Annotated in this window: 11 protein-coding genes; 5 read left to right on the forward strand and 6 right to left on the reverse strand. The window is 63.7% G+C overall.

Annotation, left to right across the window (positions count from 1 at the left end; all coding sequences use genetic code 11):
- Positions 1 to 146: 146 nt before the first annotated feature.
- Positions 147 to 2417, forward strand: coding sequence for a cadherin repeat domain-containing protein (locus JW805_05920; protein MBN2971552.1), 2271 nt, complete (start codon positions 147 to 149; stop codon positions 2415 to 2417).
- 51 nt (positions 2418 to 2468) lie between these two features.
- On the forward strand, positions 2469 to 7835 hold the full coding sequence (locus JW805_05925; GenBank protein ID MBN2971553.1) for a hypothetical protein: 5367 nt from the start codon (positions 2469 to 2471) through the stop codon (positions 7833 to 7835).
- Positions 7836 to 9223: 1388 nt separating this feature from the next.
- Here the strand turns inward: JW805_05925 and JW805_05930 are convergent.
- The 3 genes from JW805_05930 to JW805_05940 all read right to left on the reverse strand — a co-directional run bounded on the left by JW805_05930 (position 9224) and on the right by JW805_05940 (position 12471).
- A complete protein-coding gene (locus JW805_05930) occupies positions 9224 to 9496 on the reverse strand; it encodes a hypothetical protein (protein MBN2971554.1) in 273 nt (90 codons plus the stop codon).
- Between the two features lie 44 nt (positions 9497 to 9540).
- Complete coding sequence (locus tag JW805_05935; GenBank protein ID MBN2971555.1) at positions 9541 to 9747, reverse strand: DUF2945 domain-containing protein; 207 nt, start codon at positions 9745 to 9747, stop codon at positions 9541 to 9543.
- 132 nt (positions 9748 to 9879) lie between these two features.
- Complete coding sequence (locus tag JW805_05940) at positions 9880 to 12471, reverse strand: TonB-dependent receptor (GenBank protein MBN2971556.1); 2592 nt, start codon at positions 12469 to 12471, stop codon at positions 9880 to 9882.
- Between the two features lie 218 nt (positions 12472 to 12689).
- Here JW805_05940 and folE point away from each other — a divergent pair, with 218 nt between their 5' ends.
- Both folE and JW805_05950 read left to right on the forward strand, forming a co-directional pair.
- The gene (gene folE / locus JW805_05945; protein MBN2971557.1) at positions 12690 to 13316 is read left to right on the forward strand and encodes a GTP cyclohydrolase I FolE; all 627 of its coding nucleotides are present in this window, start codon (positions 12690 to 12692) and stop codon (positions 13314 to 13316) included.
- Complete coding sequence (locus tag JW805_05950; GenBank protein MBN2971558.1) at positions 13313 to 14179, forward strand: aminoglycoside phosphotransferase family protein; 867 nt, start codon at positions 13313 to 13315, stop codon at positions 14177 to 14179. The genes folE and JW805_05950 overlap by 4 nt, the downstream gene beginning before the upstream one ends.
- 37 nt (positions 14180 to 14216) lie before the next feature.
- Here JW805_05950 and leuA read toward each other — a convergent pair whose 3' ends face one another.
- Positions 14217 to 15878, reverse strand: coding sequence for a 2-isopropylmalate synthase (gene leuA, locus JW805_05955; protein MBN2971559.1), 1662 nt, complete (start codon positions 15876 to 15878; stop codon positions 14217 to 14219).
- A gap of 320 nt (positions 15879 to 16198) precedes the next feature.
- Here leuA and JW805_05960 point away from each other — a divergent pair, with 320 nt between their 5' ends.
- Positions 16199 to 16597, forward strand: coding sequence for a BLUF domain-containing protein (locus JW805_05960; GenBank protein MBN2971560.1), 399 nt, complete (start codon positions 16199 to 16201; stop codon positions 16595 to 16597).
- A gap of 24 nt (positions 16598 to 16621) precedes the next feature.
- Here JW805_05960 and JW805_05965 read toward each other — a convergent pair whose 3' ends face one another.
- Both JW805_05965 and JW805_05970 read right to left on the reverse strand, forming a co-directional pair.
- Positions 16622 to 17257, reverse strand: a complete 636-nt coding sequence (locus tag JW805_05965) for a YceI family protein (protein ID MBN2971561.1) — start codon at positions 17255 to 17257, stop codon at positions 16622 to 16624.
- A 210-nt stretch (positions 17258 to 17467) separates the two neighbouring features.
- The gene (locus JW805_05970; protein MBN2971562.1) at positions 17468 to 18235 is read right to left on the reverse strand and encodes a hypothetical protein; all 768 of its coding nucleotides are present in this window, start codon (positions 18233 to 18235) and stop codon (positions 17468 to 17470) included.
- Positions 18236 to 18360: the final 125 nt, after the last annotated feature.

The following is an 18360-nucleotide window of genomic DNA, read 5'->3' on the forward strand; positions in this document are numbered from 1 at the left end:
TCGTAACCACAAGAATCCGCTGTTTTCCTGCCGATTTAGGGAACATTCGCCGCTTGCAATCACTTTGCATTTCGGCCAATCATGCGAGCCACATAGGGTTAGGGCGCGCTGCGCGTCCGTTTCTTTGCGTCCATAAGGGGGTGTCAATGACGAAGCGTATCTCTCAGGCGAACACCGTTGTGGTGCCCGCCGCAGCTCAGGCTGCCGGCGGCGTCGCTGCTGCGAACCCGGCGGTCGTGCCTGCTGAGGCCGAAGTCGCTGCGGTAAAGGTTGAAGTCGCCGACAAGGAAGCTGCCCCCGCCGTGGTGGCGGAGCCGGTCGCGGCGATGGTCGCTCCGGCGCCGATCGCGATGGTTGCCGAGCCCGTTGCGGCGGCTGAGCCTGCCGCGCAGTCGACGGCAGACAGCACGTCGTCGAGCGACAACGATACCGACTATACGCCGTATATCGTCGGTGGCGTCCTGCTCGCTGGTGGCATCCTGGCGGTTGCTCTCTCGTCGGGTGACAATGGCGGCTCGACCGCATCGCCGACTCCGACGCCGACCAACTCGGTGACGATCTCGTCGGCTGCCACGGCGACTATCGCTGAGAACTCGGCAATCACCACGACCGTCATCGACGTCAACGCGGCGGCATCGGCCACCACGTCGGGTGCGATCACCTACACGCTCGGCGGCACGGACGCAGCGTCGTTCAACATCGATGCGACGACCGGTATCGTGACCTTCAAGGCGCAGCCGGACTTCGAGACGAAGTCTTCGTACAGCATCACGGTCACGGCCAATGCGGCTGCCAACGGCACCACGCCGGCGGCGACCGCTTCGCAGACGATTGCAATCACCGTCACCAACGTGAACGAAGCGCCGCGCATCACCTCGGCGACGTCGGCGTCGGTTGCGGAAAATGCCGCGATCACCACCCCGGTCTACACCACGGTGGCGACCGATCCGGATGCGAACACGACCCTGACCTACACGCTTGGTGGTACGGACGCTGGGGCGTTCACCATCAACGCGACGACGGGTGCAGTATCGCTGCGTGCGCCGGCCGATTTCGAAACCAAGCCGAGCTACAGCTTCACCGTCACCGCGTCGGACGGCTCGCTCACCACGACCCAGACGGTCACGCTGAACGTCACCAACGTCAACGAAGCGCCGGCGTTCGCGGCGACGACCCGGACGACCACGGTTGCCGAGAATGTCGCGGCTGGCACGGCGCTGTTCACGGCCGGCGGTGCGGTTGACCCGGACGCCGGTGCGACTGTTACGTATTCGTTGACGGGTACGGATGCCTCCGCGTTCAGTGTCAACGCCACGACCGGCGCTGTTTCCTTCGTCGCGTCGCCGAATTTCGAGGCGAAGTCGACGTATACGTTCAACCTGGTTGCAACCGATCAGGCCGGACTCAGCACGTCGCAGGCGAATGCCGTAACGATCACCAACGTCAATGAAGCGCCGAGCTTCGCGGCGGCGACTCGGACGGCTGCGATTGATGAGAATGTTGCGGCCGGTACCGTTGTTCTGGCGTCTTCGACGGCGACGGATCCGGATGCTGGTGCGGTCTTGACCTATTCGCTGTCGGGTGCTGACGCTGCGCGCTTCACGATCAACTCGACCACGGGCGCCGTCTCGATCGTCGCATCGCCGGACTTTGAAACGAAGGCGGTCTACAACTTCAACGTCGTCGCAACCGATCAGGGTGGTCTGACCGCTTCGCAGGCGGTGACGCTGAACGTCAACGATCTGCCGGAAGGTGTCCGTATCGACGGCGGCAATATTCCGGCCGGTACGAATGCGAACTACGACGCCGCCAACGGCAACGTGACGTTCCTGGAAAGCGGTGCGGTCGGAAACATTTCGACGATCAACAACTTCACCAGCGGTGACATCATCCAGACCGACGTTGCGACGAGCAACTACTCGTTCAGCAGTGTTGGTACGACGCTAGTCATCAGCTTCAACAATAACGGTATCAGCTCGCAGATTTCGTTGCCCGGGGCGGCCGGCAACAACTTCATCTTCAATGAAGCGTCGGCTGAACAGGCTCTCGGTTTCGACTTCTTCCGCAGCACGGCTGCTGCGCCGCCCGCGGCGAGCAACACGCTCACGGGTACGGCCAGCTACAATGCCGCGAATGCTGCGGTCACCTATACCGACGACGCTGCCACCCCGAACGTATCGACGATCACCAACTTCACTTCGGACGATCGTATTGTCGCTACGGGCGTGAATGGCGCTACCGACGGGACGCGTTACAGCTTCAGCTCGGTTGGCTCGGATCTGGTGATCTCGTTCAACAACGGCAATGGGACGTCGTCGCAGATCACGCTGGTCGGCGCCGCGAACCCGAATGTGTTCGTCTTCAACGAGGCGACGGCGGAGCAGGCGGTCGGTTTCGACTTCTTCCGTTACGGCTGATCTTTCAAAACTATCTGATCAAAAAGCTTCTCTTTTAGGGGTAGAGATACAATGGCGCAAATTACTTTGACGTCGGGTGAGTCGTTCACCGTTTCCGGTGGTACGAACACCATTTCGGGTACAACGGGCGGTGCCGAGACGATCACCATCAACGGTGGCGTGAACACGTTCACGGCCGACTTCAACGCGGGTGGCGACCGCATCATCCTGGCGGGTTCTGCCAGCCAGTACACTGTCGAGCGTTCGGGCTCGTCGGTCATCCTGCGCGGTCCGAACGGCACCGTGGTGACGTTCCCGGCGCCGAACCCGAACCTGGCGGATGCGCTCAACCCGGTGATCTCGTTCGCGGGGTCGAACCAGAGTCTCGTCCTCGACAGCACGACGGCGGGTGTCTTCACCCTTGGCTCGCAGACCATCACGACGTCCGCGACTGCGGTCGGCGGCGGCGGTTCGACGCCGACTGGCACGACGCTGAACGTTGCCGCCACGAATGTGGTCGAAGGCGGCACGATCACCTACACGTTCACGCTGTCGCAGGCGTCGACCTCGCCGGTGACGATCAATGTCGCGACCGTTGGTGGTACGGCGACGCCGGGTTCGGACTTTACGCCGGTTTCGACCGCGGTAACGTTCGCGGCAGGCCAGACCACCCAGTTCCTGACTGTCGCGACGACGGACGACACACAGATCGAGTCGGCAGAAACCGTTTCGCTGCAGATCAGCCTGCCCTCGGGCCTGACGCTGGCCGGCGCGGCGAACCTGACCGCGATCATTTCGGACAACGACGGTGAGCGTCCGCAGCAGTTCCTGCTGACCACCGGCAACGACACGTTCGCTGGCGGCAGCGCGGACGATCGTTTCGTCGGCGCTCAGATCACGACTGAGCCGGGCAAGCTGCTTTCGGCCAACGACGTTCTGAACGGCGGCGCAGGCGTCGACTCGCTCGAGCTGACCAATGCTCCGGGCGGTGTTGCCAACGTTCTCGCTGACATCGACTTCACCAACGTCACGAACATCGAGGCTCTGGTCACCAACTACGCGACGGTTCAGCTTGGCGCGCAGGCGGACAAGGCCGGCATCGTCACTGTCGACACGGCGACGCGGACTGACGCCCAGAATGTCGGCAACGCATTCGTCGCGGTCGGCACGACTCTCGACCTGACGTCGGACGCCAATGCCGACGGTGTCGCGGACTTCAACAACGTATTGAATGTCACGATGGCAAATAGCGCGACGGACACCATCCGTTTGACGCTTGCTACCGCGGCGGGCTCGTCGATCAATACCGGCGGGACGTTCACGCCGACTGCCACCACGGCCAATCCGAACCCGGTGGCATTGGGCGGCATCGATAACGTAATCATCACGAACCAGGTTAACCCGGTTCGCCTGACGTTCACCAGCACTGCAGTTGGCAACGGTTCGGCGTTCAACGCTGACGGCACCACTCTTGCGGTCGCCGCGCAGTCTGAAGATGCGAGCGACAATCTGGTCGGTGGTGTTGTCGGTTTCGACGATGAAGGCATTCGCTTCGCTGGCGGTCAGTTCGACGTCCGGGACGTCTCCGGTGTCGCACGCGGTACCTTCAACGAAGCGGTGCTTGGCACCTCGCTCGCTGAAACCATCACTGCAAACCTTCCTGCAGGCTCGACTCTCGGCAGCTACATCAATGCCGGCGGCGGCAACGACATCGTCAATGGTAGCGCGAACGCAGATTTCCTGGTTGGCGGCGCAGGCGATGACACGCTGAACGGCGGCGCCGGTGCGGACAGCCTCCTCGGTGGCGCCGGCAACGACGTCATCAACGGCGGTGCCGGCGTTGACGTTCTGCTCGACGGTGGCGAAGGCAGCGACACCTATGTGTTCGCTGATGGCGAATTCGTAGCCAACGAAGCGATCACCGATAGCGGTGTGACGGCGGGCAACATCGATTATCTGGCGATCACGAGCTCGACCCCGCTGGTCGACGCTCAGTTCGCCGGTCGCACCGGTATCGAAGGTCTTGCGACCAACGTCGCCAACAGCGGTGCCGTCGAAGTTACCATCGGCGCTAACGCGCAGACCATCGGCGTTCGTACCGTCTACGCGGGCGATGACGATCTGACGGCAAGCGCATACACGGCAGATCTGACCGTCTTCGGTACCGGAGCGACGGTCGCCGGCTCGGGCAACGACACGATCGTGCTGCAGAACCAGACCGCGCAGCAGGCCACGCTGGTGAACTTCGGTCACACCACGTCGTCGGCGGCGAACTTCGGTTTCGCCGGCTCGGTCGATGGTGGCTCGGGCAACGACACGGTCGTTGCGGGTTTTGCGCTGCAGAACAACAACACCACGCTGACCGGCGGTGCCGGGACGGACACGCTGGTCCTGGGCGGTGCCGTGAACCAGCAGGGCGGGGTGCTGCCTGCGAATTCAAACTTCACCTACGGTTTGAATTTCGGCAGCGGTTTCACCGGCTTCGAGACGATCCAGATCAATGCTACGCCGTCCGACTCGATCGTCGCATACAACCTTTCGTTCGTTGATGCGAACGTCGCTACGGGCACCACGCTGACGGTCAATGGCAGCGCCCTTCGCGGCGCGACGACGCTGGCAGGCGGTGTCACGGGCATCGAAAATCTGACTGTCAATGCTTCGGCTCTGACGGGCACTCGCGCTGTCGCGGTGACGGGTGGCGCGGGTAACGATACGCTGACGGGCGGCGCAGGGGCCGATACGCTGAACGGCGGTGCGGGCAATGATACGCTTACCGGCGGTGCAGGGGCCGATACGCTGAACGGCGGTGAAGGCAACGATACCTACGTGTACAACGATGCCGAACTCGTCGCGGCAGAGGTCATTGCGGACACTGGCGCAGCCGGTACCGATACGATCACGGTGACGAGCTCGACGGTGCTGACGGACGCTCTCTTCGCCAACAAGTCGGGCGTCGAGGTTCTGCGCACGAACGTGACGGTCGGCGCCGCCGGCGATTTGGACGCCGCTGGTGCCAACGCAGAAGTCACCCTGGGTGCCGCCGCGCAGGCTGCCGGCATCTCCACCGTGTTCAACGGCGATGACGACCTTAACGCGGCGGGTTACACGGCCGGTCTGACGGTCAACACGGCCACCGGTTCGGTCACGACCGGATCGGGCAACGACACGGTCAACCTAACCACCAACACCACGTCGGCGTTCCGCCTGGGTGCCGGTGACGATACCCTGAATGCGCGTTACTACGTCAACGGTGGCAACATTGCCGACGGCGGCGCGGGCACTGACACTGTAACGCTCGGCGGTTCGGCGGCCGGTATCTTCGCTCCGGGCGTTTATTTCCTGCCGATCACGCTGACCGCGGCGTTCGTGAACTTCGAGCGTGCTGTCATCCTCAATCCGGAAAACGCTTCGGCGGTTGCCGGTGCGAACAATGACGTTCCCGGCACGTCGATCGATTTCCGCATCACCACGAACGATGCGAATGTCGCAGCTGGCGTGAACTTCCTGGTCGATGCCTCGGCACTGACGTCGACGACGACCGGGCTGGGTGCTGATGGTGAAATCGGTGGAACCGGCGCGAATGCCGACACGGCGACGTTCAGCACGCTCACGTTTGATGGTTCCGCGGAGACCAATGGCTCGTTCACGGTCCTCGGCGGTGGTGGTGACGACATCATCACCGGTGGCGCGCTGGGCGATACGCTGACCGGCAACGGCGGTGCCGATACGCTCAACGGCGGTGCTGGAGCTGACACGCTGAACGGCGGCGACGGCAACGACACGCTGAATGGTGGTGATGGCGCCGACGTTCTCGATGGCGGTGCAGGCAACGACCTTCTCCGTGGTGGCGCGGGCTTCGACACCATTCGTGGCGGCGAAGGCAACGACATCGTTGAACTGTCGGTTACCGAGTTCAACTCGGACGCTGACACGGTCGATGGTGGCGCAGGGACCGACACGCTGCGTATCGTCGGAACGGCTGCGGCACAGGAAATTGCCGACGTTGGCTTCAACGGTCGCTTCACCAGCATCGAGCAGATCGAACTGCAGGGCCAGGCTGGCGGGACGGCATTCACCTATACGGCCGGGTTCTACTCGCAGTCGGCGGGCGTGAACACGATCAGCCTCGGGGCAAACGCTTCGGGTTCGCGGGTGTCGATCGAGAATTACACGACGGGTGGGGCAGGCAACTTCCCGACTCCGACGGTGACGCTCAACGACATCATTGCCGTGAACAACGCGACGTTCATCGGTTCGTCGTTCAACGACACGTTCAACCTTGGTGTCACGAACTCGACGGCCGGTGGCGGCGATGACCGTGTGTTCGCCGGTGCTGGCGACGACACGATCACCTTCGGTAACCAGCTAACCGCGACCGACGTCGTCTTTGGCGGCACGGGCACGGACACGCTGAACATCTCTGGCGGTGGTACGGTCACGATGACCGCAACCAATGTCGGTGATCAGGCAACGGCAACCGGCATCTACGGTGTCGAGCGTGTGGTTCTTGCCACCGCAGCCAACACCACTGCCGGTTCGAACTACACGATCACTGTCGACAACTCGACGTTCCAGGGGACGGCGCTGGAGATCGACGGCTCGGCTCTGCGTGCTGCAGGTGTCACGAATGGTGTTGGTGTGACCTCGGCGGAATCGCTGACGGTCAACGTCAACGGCAACGTGACGGCCAACACCCTGACTGTCCGTGGTGGTGCTGCCAACGATACCCTGAATGGTGGTGGCGGTGCCGACACGCTGTTCGGCAACGGTGGCGATGACACGATCAATGGCGGTGCTGGTAACGACATCATCGATGGTGGTGCAGGCGTTGACACGCTCAATGGTGGTGCGGGCAATGACCGTATCATTGGTGGCGCCGGCGGTGACGTGATCACTGCGGGTGTGGGCGTCGACACGATCTTCCTTGGCGTGAGCGATACCAACAACGCTTCGGACGGTGCTCGTGACCGTGTGGTCCTCGCGCTCAACGATGCGGGCCGCGCTCCTGCCGACGGCTCGATCGAGACGATCTTCGGTTTCGCCGCTGATACCGACGCGACTGCCGGCTTCTCGGCCACTGCAGACGTGATCAACTTCGGCGGTGCGGGGATCAACAACACGACCTCGGCCTCGATCCGTAACGGCTTCGTTACGCAGGGTTCGGTGCTTGGCGTTGCTGTCGAGAACGCGACGAGCCTGCTCGCCGCAATTCAGCTCATCGAGCAGGAGTTCAACGGCGAGACGGGTGACCAGCTCGGCGTGGTGGCGTTCCAGTACAAGGGCAACACCTACATCGGTAACGTCATTGACCAAACGCCGGCAGTTGCGAACTCGGGCGAAGCATTCAGCGACGTCGTGCAGCTGAGCGGCACCTTCTCGGGCGTGAACGGTCTGTTCAACGTCGGTGGCGGTGACATCGGCCTGGCGATCCAGCCGTAACAGCTTTCGAGCTTTAGCCTTCAAGCGCCCCGTGACGTGTTCACGGGGCGCTTTTTTTATGGGATCGTGACTGGTGAATGAAGTTGAAGGGAGAGATCTCGCTCCGTCGGTCTGACGATCGCGCCCAACTTGGTTTGTGGCGCGCGAACATTTTCGCCGGATCCCAGTGTCTTTTAGTGACCCTTACGACCCACGAGCGGCCGATGCGCACAGGTATCCCGCAGTCTCGAAGTGTAACGCGTCGAGAGTCAGGACGATCGGACGGCTCGCACCTTCCGACGAGCGGCGTGTCAGCCGCGTGTCAGCGACGTGGAGAACGTGTTTCGATTGGCGCAGGCTGCCTGATGGGTTTGTGACCGTGGGGTCAGGAAGATGCGCGGTCCCGTCGGTACAGACGCTATTTGCCACGGCCGCGTCTGCCTGTCTTCGTTGGCAACCCGAGGATCATGTCGCCGCTCAAGAGCGTAGAGTTAGAAATTGCCTAGCAGGAACCGCGAGGATTTCGGTTTTATCAGGTGTTTGGCAGATTGGCGCGACCACGCCTGATACCGAAACGAGGTCAGAGCGGTTGAAGGACGCGATTGGGTGCGAAGCGCAGTAGTGCCGGTGCCACGAGCGTGCTTGGCTCGCGGTCGTTTTCTTTTAGGTGTGGTCCGGCTTCGCCGATGGGGATGAGGCGCGAGGGCTGGGTCGAACTATAACATTTTCGCCATGCGGCCCAACGTCTGGCAAGTGCAGACCGATAGGCCCCCAGGTGGCCGGCAGCTATGTGGCTCCAGATTCATGCTGCGCGCTCAACCCGCATAGTGACGCTTCGCGTGTTGTTAGGCTACATTCATTGCCTCCGCGATCAGCGTTTTGGGCTACGTGCCGGTCGCCGACCAAGGGTTTCGTCGGCCTCTACAATTGACGGTCGGCGATCTAGTTTTCGTCCGCTCACGCGATCTGTCACGACCCCGCCCGATTTTCGGCTTGGCTGCGGGATAGCTGATCTGCCCAGGACCCCAAAGCTTTCGGACGCGCGTACCGCGGGTATCAAAGGGTCGCCATCGCTGCGGGGGGCGGGAGGTGGTGCTATGATGTGCCCGGAACCAAACTTGACGGCAAAGGTCTCGAACCAGGAAGGCGTCGTTGGAGCGATCATACTCCGCAGCCGTCTCGGTATCACGTGCTTCGCAGCTATGTCCTGATAGCGAACTGGCGCGGGGTTATCGCAGATCTTCAAGCCTGTCAGCGGCCAGCTTCGAGGATATCGGACGCGTGCCTGATCACATTTTGTGCGGCGTCGATACTTTCCATTGACAGATCGACACATACAATAAACGCCGGCAGGGCAGGAGCCCGGCCGGCGTTTGCAATTTGACGGTATCGAACGTCGAGAGGCTGGATCAGCCCTTCACGTGACCGCTGATGTGCTTGTTCATTTCGAACATCGTGACCTTGTCCTTGCCGAAGACCTTCTTCAGCTTGTCGTCGGCCAGGATCTCGCGCTTGTTTTCCGGGTTCTGCAGATTGTTCTTCTTGATGTGTTCCCACATCTTGCTGACGATCTCGCTGCGCGGCAGCGGGCCGTTGCCGACGACTGCGGCGAGCTCGGGCGAGGGGGTCACCGGCTTCGAGATGCCGCCGCGCGCCGCACCTGCCTTCTTCGCTTCTGCCATTGTCTTCTCCTGTCGTTGCAGCCGCCCCGCGGGGCGCTGACTGGTTATTCCTTGGTAAGCGCCGACGGCTTGTGCGCCGCTTTGCCCCCGTTGTCGCTCTTGACGATGTATTGCGGATTATCCGGCGTGGCGTTCACCTTGTGGCCCTTGATCGAGGTGCTCGACGTCACCTTCTTCTCGACCTTACCGTGCGCCGTTCCGCCGGGCGAACTCCACTTTACCTCGTCGCCCTTCTTCAACTGCTTCGCCACCAGACCATCTCCTCATCGGGAATCGATAGGAGGATAATCTCGTCACGTGCTGATGGTTGCATGGCCGAAAGGACCGGCGCTGTCGAGAGGGGGAGGGGGCGCCCCGCCGAAACGGGCCCCTCCCGCCCGTCGTCAGAAGCCGAACCGGCCGGTGATGCCGTAGAAGCGCGGCTGGCTGGGATAGCCGGCAAACGTGCCGGTCTGTTCCGGCACGGCAAAGCCGGTCACGTTGTAATATTGGTTCGTCAAATTCTCGACCCACAGTTCCAGCCGCTTGGTGCGGTCCTCGCTCTGCACGCCGATCCGAGCGTTGATGATCGGATAGCCTGGATTGAAGATCGGCGTACGCCCGGTGATCGGGTTCGGTGAGGCCGACGGGATATTCACCTCCGAATTGTAGCGCATGTCGGCATGGACGAGGGCGCGCCAGTCGCCCGTTAGACGCGGCGTCCACGTCGTGGCGATGGTGACGACGTTTTCCGGCTGATTGTTGATCCGCTGGCCTTCGGAGCCAGCGAACAGCGTACCGGCGAAGTTGTTCGACGCGTCATATCGGGCGTCGAGCCAGGTGTAGCCCAGACGGACGTTGAAATCGCGGATCGGCTGAATGACGGCTTCGGCTTCGACGCCCTTGCTGGTGGTGCGCGGGATGTTGAAGACGACGAAGCTGTTGCCGCTGAACAGCAGGTTCTGCAGGTTCTGGAACTTCTGGTAGAAGACCGCCGCGTTGAACGTGAAGGCGCGCGACGGGCTCATCTTGACGCCGAGTTCATAGGCATCGACCGTCTCCGCGCCGAAGCGCAGGTCGCTCGCCTGTGGGCCATTGCCGCCCAGGACGACCGAGTCGAAGCTCGCCTGGTCCATGTTGTAGCCGCCAGATTTATACCCGCGATCGTAGCTGACATAGCTCAGGACATCGTCGGACAGCTTGTACGACAGCTTGGCCGTGCCGGTCAGCTTGTCCTCGGTCCGCTTGTCGGCGTAGCTGCCGTTGAATTCGGTCGACACCGCCGGGTTGCACGACAGCAGGAACAGGTTGTTGAACAACGCCTGGTTCGCCGCACGGATCGCGGTGCGATAGGTCACGGCGCGCGGGTCGGTGCTCGAGAAGAAGCCGCACGCCGCCGTGTCGTTGCGGATCGTGGCGGTGAAATCCTTCGTCTCGTGATTCCAGCGCGCGCCCAACGTCAGCGACAGACGGTCGGTAATGTTGATGATGTTGTGCGTGAAGGCGGCGAATGCGTTGGTCTTCGTCCGGTAGTTGTTCGTATTGCCCTGTCCCGGCGCGTTGCCGGTGAGCGGCGTGTTCAGATACGCGAACAGCGCCGGACTGGCGGCGGCGGCTGCCTGCAACTGCGGGCTTTGGGCGAGCAGGACCTGGCTGAAGAGGGGCACGCCACCTGCCTGACCGGCAGCCGGGAACGACCCGAAGAACTGCGCACCGGTCGGCAGCGCAGCGCTGGCCGTGGCGCCGCGCAGCAGGAAATCGACGTAACGGTTGGCATCGTTGCCCAGCCGCACCGTGTCGAACAGACGGTTGTCTTCATTCAGATAGAAGCCGCCGACGAGGAAATCGAGCTTGCCGTCGAACAGCGAGCCCTGCAGGCGGAGCTCCTGCGTGAAATCCTTGATGCCGACGGTGTAATTGTCGCGGTAGGCGCGATCGATGCCCGAGAAATCGATGTCCTGGTCGCGCAGCACGCTCCAGTCGCGGTAGGCCGTGATCGACGTCAGCTTCAGGTCGCCAATGTCGGCATTCAGCTCGCCTGAAACACCCCAGTCGCGGACCTTCTCGGCGTAGTTGCGGTTGGGCGAGATCGCCATCGTGCGGTCGCGTGCCAGGCCGTCATAGATTCCGTCACGACCCTGCAGGCCTGCGACCGCGTCGATCGCGGTCGCGGTCGGGCCGCGTACGACGGTGACCGCGCCGCAGCACTGCTCGTCTGTCTTGTAGTAATCGCCGATCAGGCGGAAGCTGAAGGTCGAGGTGTCGTACAGCGCCTGGCCGCGGACGTACCAGCGGTCGAGATCATTGATGGCACGGCCCGGCGTATTTGCATCCTTGATGTAGCCATCGCGCTGGCGCCAACCGCCATCGACGCGCAGGGCCAACTGCTCGGTCACAGGGCCGGTGATGCCGCCCTTGACCGAATAGGCGTCGTAATTGCCGTAGGTCCCTTCGATATAGCCGCCGAAATTGAACTTCGGCTGCGCGGTGAAGATGCTGAGCGCACCGGCCGAAGTGTTGCGGCCGAACAACGTGCCCTGCGGTCCGCGCAGGATTTCGACGCGGTCGACCTCGGGCAGTTCGGCGACCGCGATGCCCGCGCGGCTGCGGAACACGCCGTCGATGAAGATGCCGACGGCCGGCTCGAAGCCGGGATTGTCGCCGGAGGTGCCGATGCCGCGGATCGAGATGTTGGTGTTGTTCGCGTTCGACTGACCGGTCACCGTCTGTAGCGAAGGTGCCAGCTGTTCCAGCCCGCGCACGTCGGTGACGTTGGCGTTCTGGAGGAGGTCACCGGCGACCGCGGTGATCGCGATCGGCACGTCCTGCACCGTTTCGTCGCGGCGCGTCGCGGTGACGACGATGTCATTGGCCGATTGGTAATCCTGCTCGCTGGCAGGCGCGCCACCTGTGCCGCTGGTCGGCGCGGTCTGCGCATAGGTCGGTGTCGCGGCGATCATCGCCAGGACGGAGGCGGTGAACAGACTGGTCTTCATGGCAGGCATCCCCTCTTCGGCACCGGCCGCGCTTGGCGTACCGGCTGCGAAAACTAATACGCTCAAGTAACGAAACGGGTTTCGACGCGTCAACAAAAGCAGGGGTTGGAATCGGCAGATTCGCCCCGATGTTGCTTTGATGGAACGATCGACCGTAGGTGACGGGCGTTCGACGGGCATGCCGTGGCGAACGGCGGATCGCAAGGCGAAGGGATAGAATGACCGATCATCACGCAATCGACGCCGCCGACGGCGACCTGGTCGCCCCGGCGCCCAAGATCCCCGTGCCGGATGAGGTCGCGGCTGCGGTCGCTACCCTGATCCGCTGGGCGGGCGACGACCCCGGCCGTGAAGGTCTGCTCGACACGCCGAAACGTGTCGCGCGCGCATGGAAGGAATATTGCCAGGGCTATGCCGAGGACCCGAAGGTCCATCTGTCGCGCGTGTTCGAGGAGGTCGGCGGATATGACGAGATCGTCCTGCTGAAGGATATTCCGTTCCAGTCGCATTGCGAACATCACATGGCGCCGATTATCGGCCGGGCGCACATTGCCTATCTGCCGAAGGATCATGTCGTTGGCATTTCGAAGCTGGCACGCGTGCTTCATGGCTATGCGCGGCGGTTGCAGGTTCAGGAGCGGCTGACCGCGGAGGTCGCCGATTGCATCTGGGAGGGGCTGCGTCCGCGCGGTGTCGCGGTGGTGATCGAGGCGACCCACGCCTGCATGACCGCGCGCGGTGTTCGCACGCCTGGCGTCGGCATGGTCACCAGCCGGATGATGGGGACGTTTCGGGAGGACGAGCGCAGTCGCAAGGAAGTGTTGGCGCTGATGGGAATGCGATGATCCTGACCGATGCCGCCGCGATGCATCGGGCGGTGGTTGCGGCATTTCCGGATCTCGAAGGATTGCCGGTGACGGTGCATGATGGCGGCTGGGACAGCGTCGCCATCGAAATCGGGCCGTGGATCTGCAAATTTCCCCGGGAAGAGGATGGCGTCGACGCGCTGCGTCGAGAAGCGGCCGTCCTCGACATCCTTCGACCTCGACTGACGATGCCGGTGCCCGAAATGATCGTGGTCGATGGCCCGCCGCTGTTCACCCGCCATCGAATGCTGCCGGGCGGGGCGCTGACCGCCGATGACTATAGCGCGTTGTCGACCCATGGCCGCGCCACGCTCGCGGACGATGTCGCGCGCTTTCTCGCCGAACTGCACGCGATCGACGCCGACTGGCCCGCGATGGGTGTCGAGGCGGACGAAGAGGAGGACGAGGTCGAACTCGACGACGGCCTCGCGTTGCTGCCGCGCGACCTGTGCGGCGTCGCCGAGCGGACGATCATCGATCACGCGGCGCTCGGCGCCGATCCTCTGGGCGCGGGCCTGTGCTATCTCGACGCGCACGGCCGCAACTTCGCGTTCGATACGCAGGCCGGGCGACTGACCGGGGTCTACGACTTCGGCGACGTGGCGATTGCCGGGCGGCACGAGGAGTTCGTCGAGCCGGCCTATGTTTCGCGCGACTTCGCACGCGCTGTTATCGGCGCCTATGAGGCACACACCGCGCGAGCGCTCGACCGCGGGCGTGTCGAAACGCTGATCGGAATGCAGCGGCTGACCGAGCTGGCGACGGATGCGGATCATCCGGTGCATGGCGCGACGGTCCGAGCCTATGCGACAGATTGGTTTGCCCGCCCCACACTGGCCTGACCCGCGGTGCCCCCGACTGCACAGGGGCTTTCAAGCATCACCCCGTCCGGTTCGCCGCGCTGAGCACTGCGCGCACGCTCGCAGTCGCGACGTCGGCGTCGATCCCGACGCCCCACACCACGCCGCCGTCCGCCGTCCGGCATTCGACATAGGCCGCGGCCTGTGCATCGGCGCCGTGGCCGATCGCATGTTCCGAATAGTCCACGACGTCGAGGCTGGGGCCGGTCGTGTCCGCCAGAGCCGCGACGACGCCGGAGATCAGGCCGTTTCCCCGACCGGAGATGGAGCGTTCCTCACCGTCGACCGCGACCCGTCCGACAAAGATACGATCGCCGACCGCGCCGCTTTCCTCGTAATTCACCAGCGCGAAACGGTCGCTGGCTTTGGCGAGATACGTCGCCTCGAAGCAGGACCAGATATCGGCCGCCCCCAATTCGCGGCTGGTCGCGTCGGCCATCGCCTGGACGTGCCGGCTGAAATCGGCCTGCAGGCGCTTGGGAAGCTTCAGGCCCTTGTCCTGCTCCAATACCCAGGCGACGCCGCCCTTGCCCGACTGCGAATTGACGCGGATGACGGCTTCGTAATCCCGACCGACGTCCTTCGGGTCGATCGGCAGATAGGGGACTTCCCAATAATCGTCGTTGCGCGCGTCCTGAGCGGCGAACCCCTTCTTGATCGCATCCTGATGGCTGCCGGAAAAGGCGGTGAAGACCAGATCGCCGCCATAGGGATGACGCGGGTGGACCGGCAGCCGGGTGCAATATTCGACTGTTTTGATGACCCGGTCGATATCCGAGAAATCGAGGCCCGGATCGATCCCTTGCGTGTACATATTGAGCGCGACGGTCACCAGACAGACGTTGCCGGTGCGCTCGCCGTTGCCGAACAAACAGCCCTCGACCCGGTCGGCGCCGGCCATCAGCCCCAGTTCGGTCGCCGCGACTCCGGTGCCGCGGTCGTTGTGCGTGTGGAGCGATATCACGACCGAATCGCGGTTGCGGATATTGCGCCCGAACCATTCGACCTGATCGGCATAGACGTTGGGCGTCGCGCATTCGACCGTGGCGGGCAGGTTGAAGATGATCGGCTTGTCCGGCGTCGGCTGCAGCACGTCCATTACCGCTTCGCACACGTCGAGGCTGACCTCCAGCTCGGCAGTGGAGAAGGTCTCGGGCGAATATTCGAAGCGCCAGTCGGTGCCGGGATATCTGGCAGCCTGGTCGCGCAGCACCTTCGCCCCTTCGACCGCGACGTCCCGGACCTGCGCGGGCGTCATGCCAAACACGATGCGCCGCCACGCCGGGCTGACCGCATTGTACAGGTGGACGATCGCGGTCTTCGCGCCTTCCAGGCTGGCGAAGCTGGTTTCTATCAGGTCGCGGCGCGACTGGGTCAGCACCTGGACGGTGACGTCGTCGGGAATCCGGTCGTTGCGGACGAGGCCGGAGATGAAATCGAATTCGGTTGCGCCGGCGCTTGGAAAGCCGACCTCGATCTCCTTCAGCCCGACCGCGACGAGCAGGTCGAAGAAGCGGGCCTTCTTCTCCGCGTCCATCGGATCGATCAGCGCCTGGTTGCCGTCGCGCATGTCGGTCGACAGCCAGCGCGGGGCCTGGGTTATCGTCTGCGACGGCCATTGGCGATCGGGCAGGGCGATCGTCGGGAACGGGCGGTATTTGGTCGAAGGATTGCGCAACATAAGACTGTTCTCGCTCGCATCAGCGGTTCGTCGGTCAGGTCGGTGCTTGCCCTTAGGCGGACCGCCGCGCGTCGATCACGCGCAGCCGTCGGTCGCGCCTAAGGGCGCGTAAGTCGAAGCAGCGAGAGGCGAAGCATCGTCGTCATTGCCGGCCCCGCCTATCGCGCAATCGGATACGAAGTCCAGCGTAACAATTGCAACCAGTTTGGACCGGTAAAAGTCAGCGCGTGTTGTCCTTAGCCAGCTCGGCATTTTCAGAGATTTAAGGATTTCGCCGCATAGCTGGGTCGCGGGCGGGGGCTCGAACGGATTCGATGCACATGCGCCAGATACTTTACATCAGCACCGCTGCAGGAACGGCCGGTACGATCGATGCCAACGAGATCCTGGCGGTATCGCGGCGGAACAACACGTCGGACGGCGTGACCGGGCTGCTATACTTCGATGGAAAGCGCTTTCTTCAGGCGCTGGAGGGGGAGCCGGCAGCCGTGGCCCGCGCGCTGTCCCGAATCGAGGGCGATCGCCGCCATCGCGCGATCGTCATTCTGTCGGATCGTACTGTCGAGGAACGCGAATTCGGTAGCTGGTCGATGGCGTATCGTGCGGCCGACACGAATTCCGACGGCTTCATCGCGCGGGTGACCGACCTGGTGTCCGGCGCGTCCCCCAACGTGCGCGCCACCTTCACCAGCTTCGCCGAGGCGCGCCGCGCAGCTTGAGCGCGGGCGCCCCGGCGCGACCCGTTATTTTTCGAATGCTGCGGTGATGTCGAGCTTCACAGCGTCCGACACCATCGGGATGCCATAGGCGACGCCGAACTCGCTGCGCTTGATCGTCGTCGTGGCGTGGAAGCCGACGGTTTCCTTGCCGCCCATCTGCGCCGGCATCTTGCCCGCACCCGAGAAGGTCGCGTCCAGCGTGACCGGCTTCGTCACACCGTTCAACGTCAGGTTACCGGTGATCTTCGCACGCTGGCCCGTCGCCACGACATTGGTGGACACAAAGCGCGCGTCAGCCGGGCTGGCGCCGAAGAAATCGGGCTTGCCGCCGTCCTTGCCGGCACGCAGCAGATGCGCGGTCAGCCCGGCGCTGGCGGTGGTCACCTTGGACACCGGGATCGTCACGTCGACCTTGGCGGCATTAGGACGCTTCGGATCGAGCGTCAGCGTGCCCGTGACGCTGCCGAAGATGCCGAAATAGTCGTTGAAGCCGAGATGGTCGACCCGCCACCCGACCAACGTGTGGCCAGGGTCGACCGTGTAGGTGCCCCCGGTGATAGCGGCCGGGTTCTTCGACCCCGGTGCCTGCATCGCTTGCTGAGCGACGATCGGCGTGGCGATCGCGGCGGTCGCGGCGACGAGGATGAGCGGCAAACGCATGGAATTCTCCCTGTTGGCTGCGCGCGAGAGTGACGGAGTGCGGGTGGGTCCGTCAAACCCCGATTGCGAAACGCAGCGTTTGCGAAACGGTTCTGGCCGTGGGTTCCGACGCATCGTGATCCGGCTCAGTCGCGGGGGCGCGCCCGGCGGAGGGTGATCGGTCTCCATCGCGCCGACCTGTGCCGCAGCTGCGACCACGGTCCCGCTGACTTATTTCACCACGCCGCGGATGATGTCGTAGCGGATGCGCACCCACGCCCCGATCTGCGGCTTGCCGTCGATCGACGGCGGGATGACCAGGAACTGCCACGCCGCCTGTCGCATGCCGCGGGCGATGCCCGATCCGGGCGATTGACCGAGTTCGCGGCAGTTTTCGACGCGGTAGCGCTCCGCCGTCTGGCAGGCGATGATGCCCCAGCCTTCGGTCGCGGTCGCCGGCATGTAGGGCGCCATCTCCGCCCGGGTCGGCTCGCGATACCAGTCGGCAGCGTACATCGTCCGACCGCCCGGCGCCTCGCTCGGGCCGTAGACGGGCTTGCCGCCGCCCGCGCTGGCCGACGCCTGGCCCTCGCTGGCGGGCGCGGCTTTCGATTTGAGGCGACCGATATCGGATGCGGCGAAATCGTCGCGACTCAGCACGATCATGTCCGGCGGACGCGGAACGGGGACGGGCAGCGGCGGGGTCGGCGGCTGCGGCGTGCTCTTGGCGGGCGGGGGCGGGGTGGTTTCCGCCTTTGGCTGCTGCGGTCGCGGCTGCGCCTGTGCCTTGGTCGGGCTTTTGGGCGCGTCGGGGGCGTTCACATCGAACGTCGTCAGCGGATTGCCGCGGTCGCCCAAGTCGACGAACTGTGCAGTGGTCGCCCAAAGCAGCGCGAGGACCAGCGCAGCGATGATGCCGAGTGACAGGCCCGAAGCGGCGAGCCGTTCCCGGAGCGGCGGACGGGCGTCGTAGGCGGAGATACGGTACGACGCGGGCATTGTGGCGGCGGTTAGCGTAAGGGGCGGGGGACGGCAATTGGTTGCCTATGTCATCCGTTCGCCCTGAGCCTGCTGGGCACCCATCGAAGTGCTACCTCGATGGGACCCTGGCCGAAGGACCGTAC

This window comes from Roseomonas aeriglobus, from assembly GCA_016937575.1.
Lineage (GTDB): Bacteria > Pseudomonadota > Alphaproteobacteria > Sphingomonadales > Sphingomonadaceae > Sphingomonas > Sphingomonas aerigloba.